This is a genomic window from Marinoscillum furvescens DSM 4134 (genome assembly GCF_003386095.1).
GTDB classification, from domain to species: Bacteria; Bacteroidota; Bacteroidia; order Cytophagales; family Cyclobacteriaceae; genus Marinoscillum; species Marinoscillum furvescens.
Genome location: NZ_QREG01000015.1, coordinates 1 through 23,293, shown reverse-complemented (window position 1 = coordinate 23,293; position 23,293 = coordinate 1). Strand labels below are relative to the sequence as shown.

16 protein-coding genes are annotated in these 23,293 nt (G+C 48.0%); 12 read left to right on the top strand and 4 right to left on the bottom strand.

Annotated features, from left to right (window positions below):
* The first annotated feature begins 99 nt into the window (after positions 1-99).
* Entirely contained in the window at positions 100-1,899 is a 1,800-nt protein-coding gene (locus C7460_RS15250; RefSeq protein ID WP_147302974.1) for a hypothetical protein, read from the top strand.
* On the opposite strand, the gene C7460_RS15245 is transcribed toward C7460_RS15250, so the two are convergent.
* Positions 1,896-2,747: a transporter gene (locus C7460_RS15245; RefSeq protein ID WP_115868988.1), complete on the bottom strand. Its 852-nt coding sequence runs from the start codon at positions 2,745-2,747 to the stop codon at positions 1,896-1,898. The two genes, C7460_RS15250 and C7460_RS15245, sit on opposite strands and share 4 nt — an antisense overlap.
* 1 nt (position 2,748) lies before the next feature.
* A complete protein-coding gene (locus C7460_RS15240) occupies positions 2,749-3,675 on the bottom strand; it encodes an Ig-like domain-containing protein (protein ID WP_115868987.1) in 927 nt (308 codons plus the stop codon).
* A 213-nt stretch (positions 3,676-3,888) separates the two neighbouring features.
* Here C7460_RS15240 and C7460_RS15235 point away from each other — a divergent pair, with 213 nt between their 5' ends.
* The 4 genes from C7460_RS15235 to C7460_RS15220 all read left to right on the top strand — a co-directional run bounded on the left by C7460_RS15235 (position 3,889) and on the right by C7460_RS15220 (position 8,519).
* Complete coding sequence (locus C7460_RS15235; RefSeq protein WP_170148033.1) at positions 3,889-4,530, top strand: SDR family oxidoreductase; 642 nt, start codon at positions 3,889-3,891, stop codon at positions 4,528-4,530.
* A 180-nt stretch (positions 4,531-4,710) separates the two neighbouring features.
* Positions 4,711-7,860 carry a VPS10 domain-containing protein gene (locus C7460_RS15230; RefSeq protein WP_245986387.1) on the top strand — a complete coding sequence of 1,050 codons (3,150 nt, stop codon included), beginning with the start codon at positions 4,711-4,713 and terminating at the stop codon, positions 7,858-7,860.
* Positions 7,861-7,932: 72 nt separating this feature from the next.
* The gene (locus tag C7460_RS15225) at positions 7,933-8,145 is read left to right on the top strand and encodes a type II toxin-antitoxin system VapB family antitoxin (protein ID WP_115868985.1); all 213 of its coding nucleotides are present in this window, start codon (positions 7,933-7,935) and stop codon (positions 8,143-8,145) included.
* Positions 8,142-8,519, top strand: coding sequence for a PIN domain-containing protein (locus tag C7460_RS15220; protein WP_115868984.1), 378 nt, complete (start codon positions 8,142-8,144; stop codon positions 8,517-8,519). The genes C7460_RS15225 and C7460_RS15220 overlap by 4 nt, the downstream gene beginning before the upstream one ends.
* A gap of 61 nt (positions 8,520-8,580) precedes the next feature.
* Here C7460_RS15220 and C7460_RS15215 read toward each other — a convergent pair whose 3' ends face one another.
* A complete protein-coding gene (locus C7460_RS15215; protein WP_115868983.1) occupies positions 8,581-11,346 on the bottom strand; it encodes a phosphoenolpyruvate carboxylase in 2,766 nt (921 codons plus the stop codon).
* Positions 11,347-11,505: 159 nt separating this feature from the next.
* Between C7460_RS15215 and C7460_RS15210 the strand changes: the two genes are divergently transcribed.
* The 6 genes from C7460_RS15210 to C7460_RS15185 all read left to right on the top strand — a co-directional run bounded on the left by C7460_RS15210 (position 11,506) and on the right by C7460_RS15185 (position 18,867).
* Entirely contained in the window at positions 11,506-12,330 is an 825-nt protein-coding gene (locus C7460_RS15210; RefSeq protein ID WP_115868982.1) for a prohibitin family protein, read from the top strand.
* 87 nt (positions 12,331-12,417) lie between these two features.
* Positions 12,418-13,704 carry a citrate synthase gene (locus C7460_RS15205; protein ID WP_115868981.1) on the top strand — a complete coding sequence of 429 codons (1,287 nt, stop codon included), beginning with the start codon at positions 12,418-12,420 and terminating at the stop codon, positions 13,702-13,704.
* Positions 13,705-13,876: 172 nt separating this feature from the next.
* Positions 13,877-16,057, top strand: a complete 2,181-nt coding sequence (locus C7460_RS15200; RefSeq protein WP_221409542.1) for a LamG-like jellyroll fold domain-containing protein — start codon at positions 13,877-13,879, stop codon at positions 16,055-16,057.
* A 104-nt stretch (positions 16,058-16,161) separates the two neighbouring features.
* The gene (locus C7460_RS15195) at positions 16,162-17,514 is read left to right on the top strand and encodes a Gfo/Idh/MocA family protein (protein ID WP_115868979.1); all 1,353 of its coding nucleotides are present in this window, start codon (positions 16,162-16,164) and stop codon (positions 17,512-17,514) included.
* Between the two features lie 13 nt (positions 17,515-17,527).
* Complete coding sequence (locus tag C7460_RS15190) at positions 17,528-18,262, top strand: 3-keto-disaccharide hydrolase (protein WP_115868978.1); 735 nt, start codon at positions 17,528-17,530, stop codon at positions 18,260-18,262.
* Positions 18,259-18,867: a 3-keto-disaccharide hydrolase gene (locus tag C7460_RS15185; RefSeq protein ID WP_115868977.1), complete on the top strand. Its 609-nt coding sequence runs from the start codon at positions 18,259-18,261 to the stop codon at positions 18,865-18,867. Before C7460_RS15190 ends, C7460_RS15185 begins: the two co-directional genes overlap by 4 nt.
* 87 nt (positions 18,868-18,954) lie before the next feature.
* On the opposite strand, the gene C7460_RS15180 is transcribed toward C7460_RS15185, so the two are convergent.
* A complete protein-coding gene (locus C7460_RS15180) occupies positions 18,955-19,485 on the bottom strand; it encodes a hypothetical protein (protein WP_115868976.1) in 531 nt (176 codons plus the stop codon).
* 71 nt (positions 19,486-19,556) lie between these two features.
* On the opposite strand from C7460_RS15180, the gene smc reads away from it, so the two are divergent.
* The gene (gene smc, locus C7460_RS15175) at positions 19,557-23,081 is read left to right on the top strand and encodes a chromosome segregation protein SMC (RefSeq protein WP_115868975.1); all 3,525 of its coding nucleotides are present in this window, start codon (positions 19,557-19,559) and stop codon (positions 23,079-23,081) included.
* The last annotated feature ends 212 nt before the right edge of the window (positions 23,082-23,293 follow it).

The following is a 23,293-nucleotide window of genomic DNA, read 5'->3' as shown; positions in this document are numbered from 1 at the left end:
GATGAATTTGTTCATTTCGCCAAAGATAGAGGTGACCATTAATCCCAATGTCAATAGCGCAAATTGTACTATTATTGCATAAAATTGAATTTACCTGCGATGACCAGATTTTTAAGACTAACAGGAGTGTTTTTGTTGATGAGTGTAGGCATGCTAGATGTAGCCGCCCAGGATACAGCAGAAGACCCTTATGCCGACTACTCCTACCTTTGGGAAGACCCAAAAGCCAAGGCTAAAGAAGCCAAACGCAAAGCTAAAGAAGAGAAAAAGCGGCAAAAAGAGCTGGAAAAAATGCGTAAGCAAGGTTTGCTGCCAGACACCACACGTCAGGCGGCATCCGCGGAGCCAGCACGATTGGACTCTATTCCAGAACAAACCATTCCTCTGGACAGCATGCAGGCTCCAGCTGATACCATACCAGATCCCGAGCCACAACAGCCGCAACCGACACCAACAGCTCCAGATACTTTGGATAAGCCTGAGCCGCAACAGCCAGAAATAGAGGAAATGCCTGAGCCCGAGGAAAAAGCAAAAAAACCGAAGAAAGAAAAGCGTGACCTCTCCGGCCCTCCTGTGCAGGACTTCAGGTCTGGGATGGCTTCATCATCAGGAGGTGGGTCATTCAATGGAGGATTTACCTTCACGCAGATTGATGATCAGTATTTTGTGGGCATGGTGCTCAGCCCTGAGTTTTCAATCGGTAAGGTAGGCGTTGGACTGAATGTCCCGGTACTGTATGGGTTAGATGACCAGTCGATACGAACCGAAATCTTCAAAGACGGTGTAGGCGCAGCTCGCTTGATTACCTACATACGCTATGGAGTACAGAAGGCTGATCCTGTGTATGTAAAAGTTGGACAGCTCAACAACACCATGATTGGGTTTGGCGGCCTGATCAACAATTACACCAATACCACGAGTTTTGAAAAACGTAAACTTGGTTTGCACTATGACTTTAACATCAAAGGACTGGCAGGAGTTGACGGATTGTATAGTGACTTTAATCCTGAGTCTTTCAACCTGTTTGCCATTCGCCCTTACGTAAGGCCGCTGGCTTGGACGCCTCTACCCATCATTCGAACGCTCGAAATGGGGACTACCATCGTCAGAGACAAGGATCAAACTCAGTTAATATCGAGTGACAGCACGTCCTCCAGCTACCTCTTTACCCGCGATGGCATAGGTGCATTTGGACTGGACCTGGGCATGACCCTGCTACGTGTGCCGTTCATCCAGATAGATTTCTTTGCCAACTATTCCAGGCTCAACGTAAGCTCCACAGCTCTCACGGACTCACTGGCAGCAGACTACACCCAAAATGGCGAACCTGAGGCCATGGCTGATAGTTTTCAGAATGGTCATGGCACCAGTGTGGGGGTTAATTTCCGCTTCCATTTCATTGCTGACATCCTAAGTACAGACATTAGACTAGAGCGACTCAACAACTCTGAGCACTACGTAGGTCAGTTTTTCGATGCTACCTACGAGATCAACAAAGACGCACGCATCTATTCGCTGGGTGAAGCCCAAAAAATGAGCGGATTTTACGGAAGCCTTACCGGGCATATTTTGCACAAAGTACGCCTGGGTGGTGCCCTGATGTTACCCGATGAAATCTCTGACGAAAACCCTGCTACTGTCAGGGTAAATGCCGACCTGGACCGTCTGGCAGATAAGTTTTCATTTCATGGCAGCTACATCAAAGGCAACCTAAGCACATTGGATGAAGCGTTCACCTTTGATGAGCGATCGCTGGCCAAACTCCGAGTGATTTATCATCTCAACAAGTTTTTGGCAGCAGGGCTCGACTACTACTGGGCCTTTACCCCTACTGCTGATGGCAGCTACAAGCCCACAAAGTATGTGTCGCCGTATTTTGGGCTGAGCATCGACTTCTAAAGTTCCAGAAAAACACCCAGGCTAAAGTTGGGAGATGCGAGAATGCGTCTCCCACTAGCCGCAAATCCTGCAGATGCCGCTACTCCAAACTGGTCGGTGAAACCATAAATCAATTCTGGAGTGATCGACACGTATTCGGTATTGTTGCTAAAAACCCCATTGGCACTGTTTGAGCCATCATTGGGCTGTCCATTGTATAGCGATTCCACGATGCCTAGCTTTACATTCGCCGCAATTCGATCATAGCCACCTCCTAGCTCTAAACCAATTCGAACTTCATCTGAAAAACCATTCGTTCGATTGTTATATCCCAACCCAACAGAGGCATAGAGTGGTGTTCCGGAAATGGAATGACTCGCCTCCAGCATGAGCATTTGATTAAACTCACCATCACCAGTTTGTAAAATTCGCTCACTTGAAACTTCCGACGAACCGAGTGGGATTCCCAAAATCAAGCTTGCGGCCAACACTACGGGTTTGTTTCTCACAATACCGTATTTCAATCCTATGTTGGTGTCACCAAATGAGCTGATAGCATCTCCCTTAATCGTGCTCCCACTTTGGCGAAACTCCACCCGATTTAGGGTAGACCTCACGAAAAAGGGCATATATAACACTCCGTTGAGTCGATCAGTAATCCCGTACTCTGCGTAGAGGCTGGAAGTATACAAGCTCACGGTGGGAATATCAATAACATTACCATCGCCATCATAGAAATGCGGAGACCGGATCACATTTTGGGCAAGCTTAAAGAAGCCTTTGTTTTTACCATATACCCAGCCACCTCCGGCCTGTGCCAGAAATCCAATACTTAGTGCCAGTGAAAAAATGATGAGTCTTGTTTTCATTTTATTTCAATTCAGCAAATCCAAACGTAATACTTGCGGGCTTGCAGAGCAGCACTACATACTTATAAGTGTCCAGTCCCACTGCTGCATCTTTTGCGGTGACATTATAGGATTGAGCTCCGTTTGTCGTAATCTCCGCAATTTCAAGCCCCTGTGCTGCTACAGCCGTGCCTGAGGTGTTGTTGGCCAGGTATAAAAAGGTGCCCAAAGCAAAGCTCGTCTCGAAATCATCGCTCAGCTCTATAATGAGGTCATCGGAAGCATCCCGAATTAATGTAGCGGTACCTTTAGCTTTGTATCCGTTGGCATCCTGAAAAGTACCTACCCGGCCTTCTACGCCTACCATTACCTTATAGGGTGCACTGACCACTTCATCTATAGTAGCCGTAATCTCAGCCGTACCATCCGCCTCACCTCTCACCAACCCACTGCTACTTACCGTCACACTGCCGGGGTTTGTACTGGCCCACAGCACCTCACTGTACGCCACCTCTCGGTCATTCACATCAAACGCCTGCGCCGTAAGCTGAAGCTCCTCTCCTACGGCCAAGGTACTTTTGCTTCCCACCACGCGCACCTGAGCCACGGAGGCATCGTTTTCCACCACACTCACGTTTACGAAAACCGTATCTTCTCCCGGATTCCAAATTTGAATATTCGTCTGCCCTTTTGCCCGGGCGCTCACCAACCCATCGTCGGTCACCTCTGCTACCTGGGGAGCGTTGGATTGCCAAAACAGATCTGCCTCCTCCGCTTTCCACATGTTGTAATAGTAGGTAGCTTCCAGCTGAAAAGTTTCCCCTACCAGTAAACTCAAACTGTCTACATTGGTCAGGATAGCCGGGTCTTTCGGGTCATCCAAATAGTCTGTGCCAATGCACTGAGTGAGCATCACACCAAAAATTAGAATCCACAGGTATTTTCTCATGTCCACTTCATCTTTCCAATGAAGATACAGCGCAAAGCCTTTTCACTTGCCCTTTCATCCGCACGTAGAAAGCAAAATGTCGGCACCGTGTCCAATACAGGCCGCTAATCTGAATTTATTCAAACGATTACCCTCCCAAAACACTTATATACTAAAACGATGTATCACTGCTGCGAAACCCTAAAACGCAGCATAAATGACAATATCAACACTATGAAAATTTTGATCATCGGAGCGAATGGCAAAATCGGCCAAAGGCTCACCAAGAAGCTCAAAAACACCAGTCACCCTCCCCGCGCTATGTACCGAGACGAGGTGCAGGTAGCTGAAGCGAAAGCTGCCGGGATAGATGCCGTATATGGCGATCTGGAAAAGGATTTCGAACATGCTTTTGATGGAGTGGAAGCGGTAGTTTTCACAGCAGGGTCAGGAGCACACACCGGACAGGATAAGACTCATCTTGTAGACCGCATAGGTGCTAAAAAAGCCATCGACACTGCTGTAAAAAAGCATGTGATGCGCTTCATTATGGTCAGTGCCTATGGAGCTGATGCCTCCCCAGACCAGTGGCCCGATAGTATGAAGCATTACTATGAAGCCAAGGCAGATGCCGACAAACACCTGCTACAAACTCAGCTGGATTTCACCATTCTGAAACCAGGCAGGCTTACTGACGATCCCGGCACCAACAACATTGCGATTGGTGATGACCTAAACCGTGAAAAAGGAACAATCCCTCGGGCCGACGTAGCCACGGTAATTGAAAAATGCCTCAGTGCTCCACAGACCATCAGAAGATCGCTGGAGCTACTTAGCGGTGACGACCCTATTGACAAAGCCCTGGCAAGCCTATAACGAAGCAGTTAGAATATAAATCCTTAAATGAGCCAGCTGAACGTTCATTCGGCTGGCTTTTTTGTGCGTTCTCCAGCCAATCCCCCGATTTCATACCGCTATTTTTCCAGTCATAAAAATCACCACCATGCAGCTATACAATTTTGGTTAGGTTTAGTGCTCAAAATCTACATACTACCCATGATCAAAAATCTACTACTTACCCTTACGATCCTTCCGTTTCTGGCTTTCAGCCAAAAATTGGAGATGGACCTACTTTCGGGCATGGAGCCCCGCAGCATTGGGCCGGCAGGCATGGCCGGACGAGTCACTTCCATAGATGTGGTCACCAACCAACCGGAAATTATCTACGTGGGCACTGCCTCCGGAGGGTTGTGGAAATCCACCAGTGGAGGCACCTCCTGGGAGCCCATCTTCGATGAGCAAACCACTGCTTCTATTGGTGCGGTAGCCATCCAGCAGTCAAACCCATCCGTAATCTGGGTAGGCACAGGCGAAGGTAATCCCCGAAACTCACTCAACGGTGGTGATGGCATCTACAAAAGCCTCGATGGTGGGCGCAGCTGGACAAAAATGGGGTTATCCAAAACCCGCCACATCCACAAAATCATCATTGATCCGCACAATCCCAATACCGTATATGTAGCGGCTATAGGTTCTCCATGGGGTATACACCCGGAACGTGGAGTCTTCAAAACCACTGATGGAGGCCAGACCTGGGAAAAAGTACTTTATGTAAATGACAAAACCGGAGCTGCAGACCTGGTGATGGACCCTTCCAATCCCAACAAACTCATGGTGGCCATGTGGGAGCACTATCGCCAGCCGTGGTTCTTTACTTCCGGTGGCGAAGGCTCAGGTCTCTACGTCACTCATGATGGAGGCAAAAACTGGGTAAAACGTACCGATGAAGACGGACTTCCCAAAGGCGAGCTCGGACGTATTGGCCTGGCCATTGCGCCAAGCGATCCTAATATTGTCTATGCGCTGATTGAGTCAAAAAAGAATGCCTTGTACAAATCCGAAGATGGAGGGTTCAAATGGAAGATGATCAATGACAAAAGTGAAATCGGCAACCGCCCTTTTTACTATAGTGACCTTTTCGTGGATCCCGTCAATGAAAACCGACTGTATACGGTGTTTACCTATGTGAATGTCAGCAACGATGGCGGCAAATCATTTGAAGAGCTAATGCCCGCATACAACACGACTCGAGGAGTACATCCAGACCACCATGCTTGGTGGATCCATCCCAATGATGCCAACTACATCATTGAAGGCAACGATGGCGGTCTCAATATTTCTCGTGACCGGGGCAAAACCTGGCGTTTTGTACAAAACCTACCGGTAGCACAATTTTATCACATCAGTGTAGACCATGAATATCCCTACAACGTCTACGGTGGCATGCAAGACAATGGCTCATGGGCAGGACCGGCCTATGTATGGAAAGCGCAAGGTATTCGCAACAGTTACTGGCAGGAGATCTCCTTCGGTGATGGCTTTGATGTGGTGCCTGACCTGGATGACAGCCGCTATGGCTTTAGCATGTCACAAGAAGGATGGGTAGGCAGATACGACCGCAAAACTGGCTACTTTGAGTACGTAAAACCTCTGGGACCGGACCTGGACACTAAGCTTCGCTACAACTGGAACGCAGCAATCGCTCAATCGCCACACGACAACAGCACGGTATATTTTGGCAGCCAGTTTGTGCATAAAAGCACCGACAAAGGCCAGACGTGGGAAATCATCTCACCTGATCTCACCACCGATGATAAGGAGAAACAGAAACAAGACGAAAGTGGTGGCCTTACCATGGATGCTACGGGTGCAGAAAACTACTGTACCATTTTGGCCATAGCCCCAAGCCCCAGAGATGAAAACGAAATCTGGGTAACTACTGACGATGGACTCATACAGCTCACTCGCGATGGAGGCAAAACCTGGAGCCGTATTTCTGACAACATCAAAGGGCTACCCAAAAACATCTGGATTCCGCAAATACAGCTGACCGGCAATGCGGGAGAAGCACTCGTGGTAGCCAATAATTACCGAAATTTTGACTACACCCCGTATGCCTACCGCACACGCAATTACGGAAAATCGTGGGAGCGAATTGTAGATGAAACTGATGCCGAGAGCTACACCCTATCGATTTTACAAGATCAGGAGGAACCACGACTCATGTTTCTCGGTACTGACGATGGCCTCTATGTGTCTGTAGATGAAGCCAGCACCTGGACCAAATGGACCAATAGCTACCCTACCGTCAACACCATGGACATGGTAATTCACCCACGTGAGCATGACCTGATCATTGGCACCTTTGGAAGAGCGGCGTATGTACTAGATGATATCCGGCCACTGCGGGCATTAGCCAAAAACGGGACAGACGTTCTGGAGAAAAAAGCACATTTGTTTAGCCCGCCCGCGGCTTATTTGGCGGCCTACCAGCAACCAAGCGGCACACGTTTTGGGGCAGATGCCATCTTTAATGGTGAAAACCGCCAACGTGGAGCATTGATCAGCTTTAGCATTACTAAACCTGAAGATGAAAATGACGAGAACCCTGAAAAAGAGCAAAAGGCCGACACCCTCAAAGTGGAAATTTTTAATGCTAATGGTGAGTTGATCCGTACACTGGAGCCATCCCTACCGGAGAAAAACGGCATCACTCGTATCGCCTGGGACTTGAAAGGTAAAGGACCACAGCGTATTTCCAGAGAAGCGATCGACAAAGACAAAGAACGAGCCGGGGCTACAGTTTTAACGGGCACTTACCGCCTAAAACTCAGTTACGGTGAGGCAGTTTCCGAAGCGACTTTGGAAGTAAAACAAGATCCGCGACTACCTGTGACCCGTGACATTCTTGAAGCAAAGTATGCACTGCTCAAAGAAATGGAAGAGGACTATGAACTGGCGCTGGGAAGAGTAGAACAGCTCAAAGAAAAATTGAAGATAATAGATCAGGTAACCGAACGTCTGAAAGCCATAGACGAAGACGGGTATAAGGAGTTGATAGAGCAAAACAAAGCTCAAAAGGACACCGTAAATACACTCCTGGACGGCTACCTGGGTAAGAAAGACGAACGGCAGGGCATTACTGCAGATCAAACCACGCACTTCACCTATCACTATGGCAATGCGCAGTTTTATGTGAGCAATGCCACCCACAAACCAACTGCTACAGAAATGGAACTGGTAGCCAAATACCGTGAAGTAATGGCAGAGGCCAACGAGCTGGCTGATGAGTACCTGGCCAATGCCTGGCCGGTGTATCAGGCTGAAATGGAAAAAATTGACCTAAGTCCGTTCGCAGCAAAATAAATTCTTCCTAAAATTTGGAACTATCGTATGCTTTATCGTATTTTCATGTTTGATACGATAAAGCATACGATTATGAAAGTCACAGCGATCATTGACGACAAGCTCATTGAAGAAGTCAAAGCTTACACCAAAGGCAAAAACATCACCGAAAGCATCACCATTGCTCTTAAAGAATACTTAAGAGCACAAAAAATGGATGCGCTGTTGGAGGAAATCGAGCAACATCCTTTAATCCTCAACGATGCTGCAGCCAAATATGGACGTGATCAAAATCGGAACCGATGATTCTGGTAGATACTTCTGTTTGGATTGATTTTCTCCGGCAGAGTGATCAGGATCTGGTGGACATCATGAAGTCTTACCTGAAGCGTAACGACGTTTTTGCCATCAGTGCCGTATTTGGAGAACTCTTGCAAGGAGCCAAAAACAAACGTGAGCAAAAAATCATCCAAGAAATCTGGCTCAACCTGCCCAAAATAAATGAAGAGGCACTATTTATCAAGGCCGGTCACCTCTCCAACAAACATCGGCTCTATGCCATGGACGTGGGCATCATCGACTGTTATATTCTGGCTGGCGCGTTAGACAATGACCTGGCGCTGTGGACCCTGGACAAAAAGCTCATGGCGGCTACAGAAAAAGTATTAACAGAGAACTAAACAAAACAGGCTGTCCTTTTGAGACAGCCTGTTTGTAAACCGAAGATTGATTGACTCTAAATCAACCAGTGTTTCTCATAGCAGATGCAATACCATTGATTGTAAGCATCAGCTGTGTTTGTGTTTTCTCCGCTTCCGGATCGTTATTCGCTTTTTGCTCTCTCCATTGCTTCAGCAACGCCACCTGGCGGGTATGCAGGTGATTCATGAGTGATGCACGCAGCTGATTAGAGTAGTAATGATTCTTACGACGCGACTCGATGCCCTCTTCTAGCAAGTCCATCAGCATTTCACGTGTGAGCTTCAACTCGCTCAAAAACATACCGAGGAATTTTTCTTTGATTTGCTCATCTGTCACCAGCGATGCATATGACTTCATGATATCTTCATCCGTAGCTGCCAAACTGGTATCCACGTTGGTGAGCACGTATCTGATAAACGGATCGTATTTGAGCATTTTCTTGAACTCATCATAAGACGCTCTATCGTTTTCACGCAAGTCGTTGAGTGCAGACCCAAGACCGTACCAGCTCGTCATATTGTAACGCGACTGGCTCCACGAGAATACCCATGGAATAGCTCTCAAATCCTCCAGTGAGTTAGCACCTGTACGTTTGGCAGGTCTGGAACCAATTTTACTGGTCTCTATAGCGTCGATCGGTGTAGCCTCACGAAAGTAAGGAATAAACCCATCCTCATGCATGAGGTTTTCATAATACTTCTTACTGTCTGTCGCCAGTTTTTCCAGCACATGGGCCAAAGGATGTGGCTTACGCTCGGTAAATTGGCTCAAGATTGATGCAGATGCTGTACTTGCCATGAGCAGCTCAATGTTGTACTCGGCATTTACTTTGTTGGCATATTTCTGCGCAATTGTTTCTCCCTGTTCGGTAAGTCTCAGATCACCAGCGATACTGGAGTGCGGAAGAGAGTTGATGAAGTAGTGAGTAGGTCCGGCACCACGGCTAATCGACCCACCTTTTCCGTGGAAGAATCTGATTTTCACATCAAACTGCTTTCCTGTTTCAAAAAGTTTCGACTGAGCCTTGAACAAGTGCCACTGGCTCGCCATGATTCCACCGTCTTTGTTACTATCACTATAGCCGACCATCACTTGCTGTACCGGCTTTTCAGTTTCTTCTTTCTCCTGCTGATATTTCAGGCTGCGCTGAGTAAATGGATGTGAAAGGAAGCCTTTCATAATCTCAGGACCATTTTCCAGGTCTTCGATCGTTTCCAGTAATGGAACTACCGGCAACTCACATACAATTCCACTATCGGTTTGCACAGTAAGTCCAGCCTCACGTGCCAATAGATAGACTACCAGAAGATCAGATACACTTCGGGTCATACTCACGATCAGTGAACCGAGTCCGCCAGTACCGTAGTTGGCAATGTGTGCTTCCAACACACGCAGGCAATTGACCACCGCTTCAGCATTTGGTCCGAGCTTGATCTTTTGATGCGTAAATGGTCGATTGGACTTCAACTCTTTGTTGATAAACTCGACTCTTTCTTCTTCGCTCCATTCTGCAAAGTTGGTCTTTTCAAACCCTGCAGCTTCCAGCAGCTGCTGAACGGCCTTGTCGTGGAAATCGCTATTCTGACGCACATCTACTCTGGCCAGGTGAAAACCAAACGTCTCCACACTTCGAATAGCCGTATGCACGTCATCTCGAGCGATGGTCTTTGCGCCATACTCCAGCATCGATTTTTGTAGCAACTTCAGATCATTGAGCAGCTCTTTGGATTCTACATAGCATCCTGGGTACTCCATTATTTCCGTAGCGTGCCCACGCTTAGTGTCTACGGGCAGCTTGGTGATGATCAGGTTGACAAACTGTCTGAATGCTTCTCCTCTGTTTCTTGAGAATGCTTCTTCGCCTCGCTCGCCCAGCTGTGATTGCATCTCGAGGATTCGGTTTTTCAGGTCACCATTTACTTCCTCTATATCAGCCGTAAAGCTCAAATGTCTTACCAGGTCGGTAAGTTTTCTTCGAATAACCACGATTGCATTTAATCGCAACGACTTCAACGTCTCTTCTGTCACGTTTTCTGTCACTAGCGGGTGTCCGTCACGGTCACCTCCTACCCAGTCACCAAAACTCAGCTTAGGCCAGGCTCCGAGCTCATGAATTGTATCCACATCGAATCCCTGATCTTCCCATGCCTGCAGCATCCGACGATCCATCACCGGCACCACTTCAGGGAATACATTGATAAGGTAGTGCATGATATTTCGAAGCTCAGAAGGCACGTCTGGCTTCTCCAAAAAGATCTCACCTGTCATGTACAGACGATACAGGCTTTGCTTAATATCGTGGCGAATGGCCTGCTTTTCCTTTTCGGTGTACATGGAGTTTTCACGTTGTACCAAAAGCAGGTAGAGCTCACGGTGGTGCTCCAGTACAGTTGCACGCTTAGCCTCTGTAGGGTGAGCAGTGAGTACTGGCTCCACACGCACATCCTTTAGACGTACGGCTATGTCCTTTTCATCAATATTCTGGTCTTTGAGCTTTTTAAAGTTATTGGCCCAAAGCCCGTTTACCGCTGCCAGGTCTTCGTTTTCTTTAGCACGTCGGTTTTGGACAGCTCCATTAACTTCTACCATGTTTACCAGCTGAAACACCAAAGAATAAAGCTGCACGTGCTTTTGAGTAAGCTCTTTAGATGCCATGTCCTCAATCTCATTGATCCATGGGATCTGAGCCGCCATTTCAGTCTCTCCATTTTCAAGAAGTATTTCCTTGAGTGCTTCCAGCAAATACTCCAAATCTTCGTAAGGCTTTCCTAAGGTACTTTTCAATAATTCTAAAGTCGCTTGCATTGCAATAAATGTTATAGATTGTCTAGAAAGATGGGGCTATTTACAATAAAAGCTAAAAATTGTTGAAAAATCAATAAATTAGCAACGCAATTTTAGGAATGCATTGAATAATTCGAAGGTTCTTAACTTTGCCCCACATTTCATAAAAAAAATTCAATAATGGACAACCGCAAATACCTCCCCCTTGTGATCACTCTAGCAGTGGTACTCATACTGCTCATATCACTCTCAAGCAATATCATTTATAAGGTAAAATCAGGTGAACGCGCCGTGATTTTCAACACGCTAACGGGTACGCTGGATAAAAACAACATCATTGGCCCCGGCTACCACGTAAAAGTGCCATGGAGTGACGCGTATATATATGATGTGACCGAAAACCAGATCGAAGAAACGATGGATGTTTTGGATAAAAACGGTCTAAACATCAACGTAGATATAACCGTGAGATTTCACCCTATGTACGACAGCATCGGTGAGATTTACGAAACTTTCAGAATGGACTATGTTAGGCGTCTGGTGATTCCGGAAGTACGCTCCACAGTACGTCAGGTAATGGGTCGCTATACGGCTGAAGAAATCTACTCTACTAAAAGGCCAGAGGTGGAAGGCGCTATAAAAACTGAAACGGATGCCATCCTGGGTGCTCCCGGCAACAACATCGAAATGCGCGCCTTATTGATCAGGTCCATTAAGCTGCCAGAGCAAATACGACTTGCCATTGAAAACAAACTCAAGCAAGAACAAGAAGCCCTCGCCTATCAGTTTAGACTAGATAAAGAGGAAAGTGAAGCAGAAAGAAAACGTATCGCAGCGGAAGGTGAAGCGCGTGCCAACAAAATTATCAACAACAGTTTGACGGATGAACTGCTCAAAATGCGCGGAATTGAGGCTACAACCCGATTATCCGAATCCTCAAATACGAAAGTTATCGTAATAGGTAGTGGAAAAGACGGACTTCCCTTAATTTTGGGAGGAAACTGATTTCGTCCAACACTTTTTAGGAGCGGAGAGTTATTGTGACGGGAATAAATTCATTTTTGTAAACACACATTAAAAAACGATTAACAGATGTCAAATACAGCCGAGATTAAGGTAGACGGTAAAAGTTATGAGTTGCCAGTAGTAGAAGGCAGCGAACAGGAAAAAGCAATTGATATAAGCTCACTGCGTGGCCAGTCTGGTGTGATCACCATCGACCCGGGATTCAAAAACACTGGGTCTACAAAAAGTGCCATCACGTTCCTCGACGGTGAGAAAGGAATTCTCCGCTACCGTGGATATCCCATCGAGCAGCTTGCAGACAAGTCTACATTTCTCGAAGTAGCGTATTTGCTTATCTATGGTGAGTTGCCACAAAAATCTGAATTTGAAACTTTCAAATCTCAGGTAACCAACCATACGCTAGTTCACGAAGACATCAAGAAACTATTGGATGGGTTCCCGTCTACTGCTCACCCAATGGGCGTGTTGTCTTCACTGGTAACGTCGCTTACAGCTTTCTACCCACAAAGTCTTGACCCAAATCGCTCCTGGGAAGAGGTCAACCTCAGCATCATTCGTATACTGGCCAAAATGCCAACGTTCGCAGCCTGGTCGTACAAAAACCAAATGGGACACCCTGTAGTATATCCTGACAACAAACTGGACTACTGCGGCAACTTCCTAAAAATGATGTTTGGACTACCTACAGAAGAATACGAGGTAGACCCGGTAGTATCCAGAGCTCTGGACAAATTACTTATCCTACACGCTGATCATGAGCAAAACTGCTCTGCATCTACGGTACGTATCGTAGGTAGCTCACAAGCTAGCCTTTACGCTTCTATCTCTGCTGGTATCAATGCCCTTTGGGGACCGCTACACGGTGGAGCAAACACTGCTGTGATCGAAATGCTAGAAGGCATCAAGGCAGACGGTGGCGACACCAAGAAGTGGATGGCTAAAGCCAAAGACAAAAACGATCCTTTCCGTCTGATGGGCTTCGGACACAGAGTTTACAAAAACTTTGACCCTAGAGCGCGAATCATCAAAAAAGCCGCAGACGATGTACTGGAGAAACTCGGCGTAAACGATCCGGTACTGGATATTGCCAAAGGTCTGGAGCAAGAAGCTCTTGAAGATCAGTACTTCGTAGACAGAAAGCTCTACCCTAACGTAGACTTCTACTCGGGCATCATTTACAGAGCGCTTGGCATTCCTGCGGAGATGTTTACTGTAATGTTTGCCCTCGGACGTCTACCGGGCTGGATTGCTCAGTGGAAAGAAATGAGAGAAAACAAAGAGCCTATCGGAAGACCAAGACAGGTATACGTAGGCGAAAACGAACGTGATTATGTAGACCTGGCCAAACGATAGGTCTCACACATGGATTTTACAGAAAAGGTGTCAAGCAATTGACACCTTTTTTTATTTCCGAGCTGATGAAAACCCTTACCTTGTTAACGCCAACACGCCCCAATTTTTCACTTTTCATTACGTCTTTATCACAAAGCGTATTAGATTGAAACCTAATCAATCAGCCCCACTGTTGAAAGGTATTTTTTTAACCATCTTGTGTCTACTACTGGCAGGCCACACTGCTCACTCAGCCAACCAGCAGCGCAGCCTGGATGAGCTGATCATACTTGCAGCTCCGCACCCGCAGGCACTCCTCCGCGACACGGCGGCAGTTTACAATGCATTGGTTTGCACTTCCGACCAACTTGAAGAAGAAGTGATGGACGCTATCCGTCAGAGGCTTACGCAAAACCACTTTGTGTTGGTACTGCAAGACAGTGCGCTTCAAACTCTTTCGCTGCTTCGAAAACATGGACTCGACACTCTGCTGACATCTACTGAAGGCACAACCCTTTCTACTCAACCTTCGCTGTTTGTTTTCAGCTATGGACCTGATTTCCTATCCATTACCCACCACATTTGGGCCGTTGACCATCAGGGTGATTCCAACCCCGCCAATGACCTGGCACTTATACATGACAACAATGATAGCACCAGCCTAAAGTACATTAGCACGCTGCTACGACGTACGGGAAAGCTACCAAACATCATCGTGAGCGATAGCCCTGAGGAACTGCTTCCACTCACGGACAGCCTCGGGCAGTTGGAGTTATACACTGCACGGGTGACTGAAAATGGCCAAAACCTACCAGAAGTTTCCTGGGCCAAAATAGAAGGGCTTACCACTTCCGGGAAGGTTCATCACTGGCAGCAGCGCGTGCGCCCCTACAAGCGTGGCTATCGCTTTTCACCAGATGTACTGAGCTTCAATGCCATTAATTCGGAAACTACCAAACGATTCATAGCTACCAGATTGAGTCTTGAAGACAATCAAATCCTGCACCTGACATTTGATAATGAAGCCGAACTCCACCCGGCTGTATACGCCAATGTCACCTTCATAGATGATCCGCAGCGGGGCACTTGTGTACAATTTGCCTCTACCAATCACTACATCGATTTTGGTCAGGTGATCCCTCAAAACCTCACCGAGCTCAGCCTCTCTGTATGGATACGACCAGACAGCTTGTCGGGCAATCACAGCATAGTGGGCGTAGGAGAAGATTTTTCGATAAAAATACAAGAGGGCCGGATGTGCTTCACCACACCCGACATCCTCGATCACATTGCCATACATGACAGCATTCCACTCAAACAATGGCATCACCTGGCATACGTCTACACCCAGAAGCAAGAGTTGCATTTCTACCTTAACGGAAAGCTGGTAGACAGCCAAAGCGCAAGTGAGCTGGAAAGTACTGCACAGTCCCTTTTGATTGGCAGCAATCTCTGGGAGGAATCCTTTTCGGGTAAAATGGACAACCTCCGCATATGGAACCGGGCACTGAGCACACGTGAGGTACACGAACTATACCACGCACCACTTCCAGAGCGCACGTTCAATTGGTGGTACCTGGTCCTTTTAGTAGTTGTACCAGTGTTTTGGTTGCTGCGCAAAAACAAGCGCCCCTCTGTCACCTATACACCACCTCCGCATGATGAGCTGCAGCTACAGGTTTTTGGGCAGTTTCGGCTTTCGAACCTTGACGGAAAAGAACTGACTCACGCACTGTCCCCCCAACGTCTTGAGCTCTTTTTGGTACTCCTTTTTCATACACTAGACAAAAAGGGGATCTCTACTGCTCGGCTCAATGACCTCCTGTGGGAAGGCTACAGCAGCGAGCGCGCCAAAAACAGCCGCAGCACTCAGGTAAGCAAGCTCCGGGAGCTGCTCAGCCAAAATACCGGCATCAACATCACCTACACCAACAAGCGCTGGCGACTCGCACTAGGGGCTCACACCCGCTGTGACCTCTTTATGGTCACAGCCTTGCTGGCAAAAAACAACCCCAGGCAAGACCTGTCTACACTCCTTCCACTAGTAAACTCAGGGCCACTCCTCCCCAACCTTCAGTTTGAATGGCTCGATGCCTTCAAAAGCAGCATCCACCATGATATCATCCGCTACCTCACCAATGCAATGAGCCTCTATGAAGATGCTGCTGTGCTGCACCAATGCTGCGATGTGGTTTTCAAAATAGACCCACTTAACGAACCTACCCTTAAGCGCAAACTGGCGCTCCATATCGAAGAGGGCAACCACGGCCTGGCCAAAAGCACCTTCGATCAGTTTTGCCGCACCTACCAGGCGTACTACTCCGAACCATTCTCCCACCACTACGCAGATTTTGTAGGCAAAGTGGGCCATTAATTTTACTTTTTTTTCGGTGTTACCCCTGGTGTTACCCCTCGCGTTATGCCCCTACAGCTACCTTGGGAGCATATTTCATTGATTTTTTTATAAACGCACTTACTATGAAAGACACCCAAAAAACCCGGAGAGGGTTTATCAAAAAAGCCGGTCTCGCCACCGCCTCACTAGCAGCCATACCTGCATTCTCTTCTGAGAAAATACAATCGGTTCAGCTAAGCCGAAACTTGTTTCGCAGCACTGGTGACACCATACGTCTTGCGCTGATAGGTGCCGGAGGCATGGGCGTGGAAAATGCCAAAACGGCCCTCAAGCACGAAGGTGTAAAACTCACAGCCGTTTGTGACCTGTATACAGGCAGACTAGCTGATGCTCAAGAGCGCTGGGGTGATGACATCATGACCACAGACGATTATAAAAAAGTGCTGGCCAGCAAAGAAGTGGATGCTGTGATCATAGCTACCCCCGATCACTGGCACAAGCAAATAGCCATAGACGCCATGAATGCCGGCAAGCATGTATACTGCGAAAAGCCCATGGTGCATAGTGTGGCCGAAGGACACGAGCTGATCAATACCTGGAAGAAAACCGGTGTAGTATTTATGGTAGGCAGCCAGGGCATGAGCTCACTGGGCAATGAAAAAGCACAAGAACTGCTCGCCAGTGGCGCCATCGGCGCGCTCAACTACGCCGAAGGATTCTGGGCAAGGCATTCTCCTATAGGCGCCTGGCAATACCACATTCCGGAAGACGCCTCAAAAAAGACCGTAAGCTGGAACCGCTTTGTGAGCAACACTACCAAAAGACCCTTTGATGCCACGCGTTTCTTCCGCTGGAGAAACTATACCGATTATGGTACGGGCATGTCAGGAGACCTTTTTGTCCACCTTTTTAGCAGCCTACACTTCATCACGCAGAGCTACGGCCCCAACCGTGTCAGTGCCATGGGAGGCCTGCGCTACTGGAAAGACGGGCGCGAAGTACCTGATGTCCTGCTTGGCATGTTTCAGTACCCCGAAGCTGAGGCGCACCCCGCCTTTAACCTGTCGCTGCGCTGCAATTTCGTAGATGGCACCAGCGGGTCTACTTACCTCAAACTGGTAGGTAGCGAAGGCAGCATGGATGTAAAATGGCGCGAAGTAGTGCTCAAGCGTAACAACAACTCCTCCGATGATCCTTTTGCGAAAGCAAAAGCTGCAGAAGGTGTAGCCTATGAAGGACGCAAGAAAATGCTTCCTCCCAGGGAAACGGTCTACAAAGCAGAGGATGGATATAAAGGGGCTCACTACGATCACCATGCCAACTTTCTCCATGCCATCCGAACAGGTGGTCAGGTGGCGGAAGACCCTGTTTTTGGCTTTCGCGCATGCGCCCCTGCCCTCCTATGCAACGACAGCTACCGCGAAAATCGCTTCATTGACTGGGATCCGGTAGCCATGAAAATCATCAATTCTTAACCATACCACATCTATGAAAACTATTTTTAAATCAATACTCATACTCACCGCCGCTGTATTGGCTGCGTGCGGAGGCAGCGAAAAGAAAGCTGCTACGGAAGAGCCGCCAGCTACCACCAGCAAAGCCGAGGAGTGGATCATACTTTTTGATGGCAGCAGCACGGATGGCTGGCGAGGCTACAACATGGACGTACTCCCTGCCAACTGGGTAATCGAAGACGGCACCCTCAAATCGCTAGGACAAGGTGGGGATATCGGAGGGGATATCGTATACGGTGTCGAAACATTTGACAACTTCGACCTCACACTGGAATGGAAAATCAGTGAAGGTGGCAACAGTGGCATTTTTTACCACGTGCTGGAAGGCGAGCAATACAAAGCTCCCTACGAAAATGCACCTGAATATCAGGTGCTGGATGATATAGGCTTCCCTGCTCCGCTGGAGGACTGGCAGAAGCTCGGCGCAGACTATGCCATGTATCCTGCCGACACTACCCAGAAGGTGGTAAAACCTGCAGGCACCTGGAACACCAGCCGCATCCTCTTTACCGAAGACCTGGCGCAGTACTGGCTCAATGGCAAAAAAGTAGTGGAGTTTGACCCCTGGTCTGACGACTGGCTCGCAAGACGCAACTCTGGCAAATGGGATCAGTATCCTGACTATGGCAAAGCCAAAAGCGGCCTTATAGGCCTACAGGATCACGGCAGTGAAATCTGGTTTAAAAACATCAAAATCAAAAAACTATGACTTCTTTGAAATACCTAAAATCACTTTTTGCTGTCGCTGCGCTACTGGCAAGCACCCTGACCTTTGGCCAAAAGGACCTTTTCAATGGCAAAGATCTCACTGGCTGGACCATCTATGGCACCGAAAAATGGTACGTAGAGGATGGACTGCTGGTAGCAGAAAGTGGTCCTGATGAGCAGTACGGCTACCTCGCCACCGACAAAAGCTACAAAAACTTTGAGCTGACGGTAGACTTCAAGCAGGAAGCCAACGGCAACAGTGGTGTATTCTTTAGGTCTAGCATAGAGGGAACTAAAATCACCGGGTGGCAAGCGGAAGTAGCACCTCCTGGCAAAAGTACAGGTGGCATCTACGAATCCTACGGACGCGGATGGCTCATCAAGCCCGACCCGGCTAAAGACAAGGCCTTGAAATTTGGGAAGTGGAACACGATGAAAATCCGTGTGGTGGACGACAAGCTCACTACCTGGCTCAATGGCAAAGAGATGATCACCCTACAAGATGAAAAAATAGGCAATGCCACTGGCAGCATCGCATTGCAGATTCATGACGGTGGAGGTATCAAAGTATACTGGAAAAACCTGCGAATCACAGAATTGCCCTGACAGGGTTTACACTTCGCACATCGACTAAATACTCAAAGGCGCTCGTTATCGGTTTATGGTAGACCAAAAACGGGCGTCTTTATTTTTTTAATATTTCCGATTAAGAATTTCACTCAGCACCACAGCTCGCTTGGCCTGGTCCTGATCCTGCAGCATGGCCAGCACATCAGCCGCCACTTCGTTACTTTCCGACTCCCGCTTGGCACGGCTTTTTAGCTTAGACTGGAAATGCTCGTCGCGTTTAAACTCCAGCTCCGTTCCTTCGGCACGTTTGATCGACTCTTCATATACCTTGCGGCTTTCCTCATCAGAAAAACGACGCGTTTTACCCTCTTCGTACTCTTTTGGCCGGTTTTCCTCCTGCCACTTGCGCTCTTTTACCACCTGTGTAGCTTCTACAGGTTCGGGCTTTTCTTCTTCTTTAGGCGTGCTCTTCCCTTCGGTAAACTCCTGAAGTAATTCTTCAAAAGTCACCGGTCGGTTGCGGCGTTGCGTAGATTCATCCGTCTGCTGCTGCGGCCTGGATTTAGGCTGCGGAGGATTCTTTTTCTTGAGGCTACGCGTGATAAAGTAGATCGCCCCAAAAACGAGGTATAACCAAAATTGAATATCGTCCATGTCCAGTAGTAAAATATAAATTTAATTCTAAATTTGTTAGCTTCTTTCGAGACCAAATTACTCGGGCTTACATGCAGTTAACACGTTTAGAAATCAAAGGCTTTAAAAGTTTTGCTGATAAAGTTACCATAAATTTCGATGAGGGTATCACGGGCATCGTGGGCCCCAACGGATGCGGCAAATCTAACGTGGTAGACTCTATCCGCTGGGTACTGGGCGAACAAAAAACGCGAGTGCTCCGGTCCGACAAGATGGAAAACGTCATTTTCAATGGCACCAAAGCTCGAAAGGCCACACAGCTGGCAGAAGTTTCGCTGACTTTTAACAACACCAAAAACCTCATCCCAACAGAGTATAGCCAGGTAACCATTACGCGTAGGTATTTTCGCTCGGGCGAAAGTGAATACCTGCTCAATGGTGTCCCCTGCCGACTCAAAGACATCAAGGACCTTTTTCTGGACACAGGGATCGCCTCCAATACCTATGCCATCATAGAGTTGAAAATGGTGGACGACCTGCTCAACGACAAGGACAACTCCCGACGGGCATTGTTTGAAGAAGCCGCAGGAATCAGCAAGTTTAAAATCCGTAAGAAGGAAACGCTGCGCAAGCTGAGTGATACGGATGCCGACCTGGACCGGGTAGAAGACCTGCTGTTTGAGATAGAGAAAAACCTAAAGTCACTGGAAAAGCAAGCGCGCCAGGCTAAGAAATACTATGAGATCAAAGAGGAGTACAAGAAGTACAGTGTGGCACTGGCCAAAAAATCCATCGATGATCAAAACAAGGCTTTCAAGGAGATCGAAAAGCAAATAGAGCAGGAAAGCGATCGTAAAAATGCCCTAAAAGCACAGCTAGCAGAGAAGGAAGCCGTAGTAGAAAAAACCAAAGCAGAGCTCATTAGCAGTGAAAAGCTTTTGGCATCACGCCAAAAAACGCTCAATGAGCACGTGACAAAAATTCGCAATTACGAAAGCGAAAAGAAAATCAAAAACGAGCGCCAGCGCTACCTTCAGGACAAAATAGACAAACTGCAAGAGCAAATCTCGCAGGACAAGCAAAGCAACGAGCGCGCACAGTTCTCCCTACAAAGCCTCGATAAGGAGCGCGACAATGCCCAGCAGCTGCTTTCTGACATCAGTCAAAAACTAGAAGAGCTCCAGGAAGACTATCAGCTACAGAAGAACAAGACACACGAAGCGCAGGAGATCCTCAACGAAACCAACCAGCAGTACAACACCAAGCGCGAGCAGGTCTACCAAATAGGCAAAGATCTAGAGATCAAAGAAGTGCAGGTTCGCACCCTCCAGAGCGAGCTTACCAAGTCGCGTGAGGACACCAGTGTGCAGAGCGAAAGCCTCAAAGACTTTGACCAAAAGCTGGAGGAAATCACCCGTGAAAAGGAACTGAAAACTGAAGAATATCAAAAACTAAAAGCACAGGAAACCGCCCTCAAAGATAAAATAGAAGCTTCGCAACAGCGCATTGACCTGATCCGCGAAGAACTTACCCAGGTCAACCGAAAGCTAGACAGCAAACAAAACGAATACAACCTCACCAAGTCGCTGGTAGACAGTCTGGAAGGATTCCCGGAGGCCATCAAGTTTTTGAAGAAGAGTAAGCAATGGCAGGATGCTCCCCTCCTATCCGATGTGATTGCCTGTCCGGAGGAGTACCGCATCGCTATCGAAAATTTCCTAGAGCCCTTTATGAACTACTACGTGGTAGACAGCCATACAGACGCCCTCAAAGCCGTAAACCTGCTCAGCGATGCCAGCCGTGGTAGGGCACACTTTTTCATCCTGGACAAACTAGAAGGCTACTCGGCGCGTGCTCCACACATGTTTGCCAACGCCCAGCCTGCCACCGAAGTGGTAGAGTATGACGAGCGCTACAAAAAGCTCATCGCCCACCTGCTAGACAATGTGTATATCTACGAAAACGAGCTACCTGCAGCACCTTCTGAGGACATAGTATTTGTCTCCAAAAGCGGGCAGGTAACGCAGCGTCAGTATGCCGTATCGGGTGGATCTGTAGGACTCTTTGAAGGTAAAAGAATCGGCCGTGCCAAAAACCTGGAAAAATTGGCTGAAACCATCAAGGACCTTACCAAAAAACAGGAAAAGGCCAAAACGAACCTCAACCAGCAGCAGGCAGAAATCGAGCAGCTAAAGCAGTCTACACAGTCGTCACTGCTAGAGGAGCTGCAGCAGGAAATCAGCCAGGTAAACGAAAAGTATGTGTCGCTGCAAACCAAGCAGCAGCAGTACACCGAGCTGCTCAGCAATGCAGAAACCAAGCGTGAAGACATAGAAGACCGCATCCAGGAACTCACCGACGAACTGGAAGCACTCCGGCCGGAATACGAAAACTCTACCGCGCTACTGAGCGAGCTGGAGCTACAGGTGACCAATCAGCGCGAAGAACTCAATGAGCTCAACGAGCTACTGACCCAAAAGTCATCGGCATACAATGAGCAAAACGTGCTCTACCACCGCCAGCAAAACAAGATCAACAGCATCAAGCAAGAGATCAGCTACAAAGACGAGGCGTATGTAAGCAGCGCTGCCCGCATAGAGCAAAATACCGAAGAGCTCCAAAAAGCCACGCAGGACCTCAACGACCTGGTGAAAAAGTCTGAAGAAAGCGATGACGACCTGGTGGAAATGTACGAGGAAAAAGAGTCTATCGAAGCTGGCGTAAACGAAGCAGAAAAAGCTTACTACGAAGTGCGTGGCAATATCGACGAGGACGAAAAGGCCCTCCGTGAACTCCAGCGCATGCAGGACTCTGCCAGCCAGGTACTCATGGAGTGGCAAAACAAACTCAATGAAACCAAAATGCAGCTCAACTCCATCAAAGACCGGCTTTCGGTGGAGTTTAACCTGGACCTCAACCAGATAGAGGCCTTCGAAGATGAGGAGATGCTGGACAAGCCGCAAGAGGAGCTGCGCGAGCGCGTAGACAAGCTCAAAAACCGCATCGACAACATGGGCCCCATCAACCCGATGGCCATGGAAGCCTATGAGGAAATCAAAGAGCGCCACGACTTTATTGCAGCACAGAAAGAAGACCTCCTTAAAGCCAAAGAATCGCTCATGGCTACCATCAGCGAGATTGATGAAGTGGCGCGTGTTACCTTCCTCGAAGCTTTTGAGAAAATCAGGGAGAACTTCATGAAGGTCTTCCGCACGCTCTTTACCGAGGAAGACGACTGTGAGCTCAAACTGACCGACCCAGACAGCCCGCTAGACTCCTCTATCGAGATCATGGCCAAGCCAAAAGGCAAACGACCGCTGACGATCAACCAGCTCTCAGGTGGTGAAAAGACCCTGACGGCTACTTCCCTCCTGTTTGCGATCTACCTACTCAAGCCGGCACCGTTCTGTATTTTTGATGAGGTAGATGCCCCGCTGGATGATGCCAACATTGATAAGTTCAACCAAATCATCCGTCAGTTCAGCAAGGAGTCACAGTTTATCATCGTGACGCACAACAAGCGTACGATGGCGAGCACCGACGTGATCTATGGCATTACCATGATCGAGCAGGGCGTGTCCCGCGTAGTGCCTGTAGACTTGCGAGAGTTGGCATAGACGGAGCTGTGTATTTCGGACTGTCGCGCTGCCTTTACACCTTATCTGATCAATTGAAAAAAGGTATAGAATTCCAGCTCTACACCCATTTTCCTGTCTTCCGCACACAATAACGGCTTCATACTAAAAAGTGTGTTTCTGGCTTTTGAGTAAGGTTTTTACTTGAAAAGTGACTGACCCAGCGTAATTTGTAGGCGTGTTTATACGTCAAA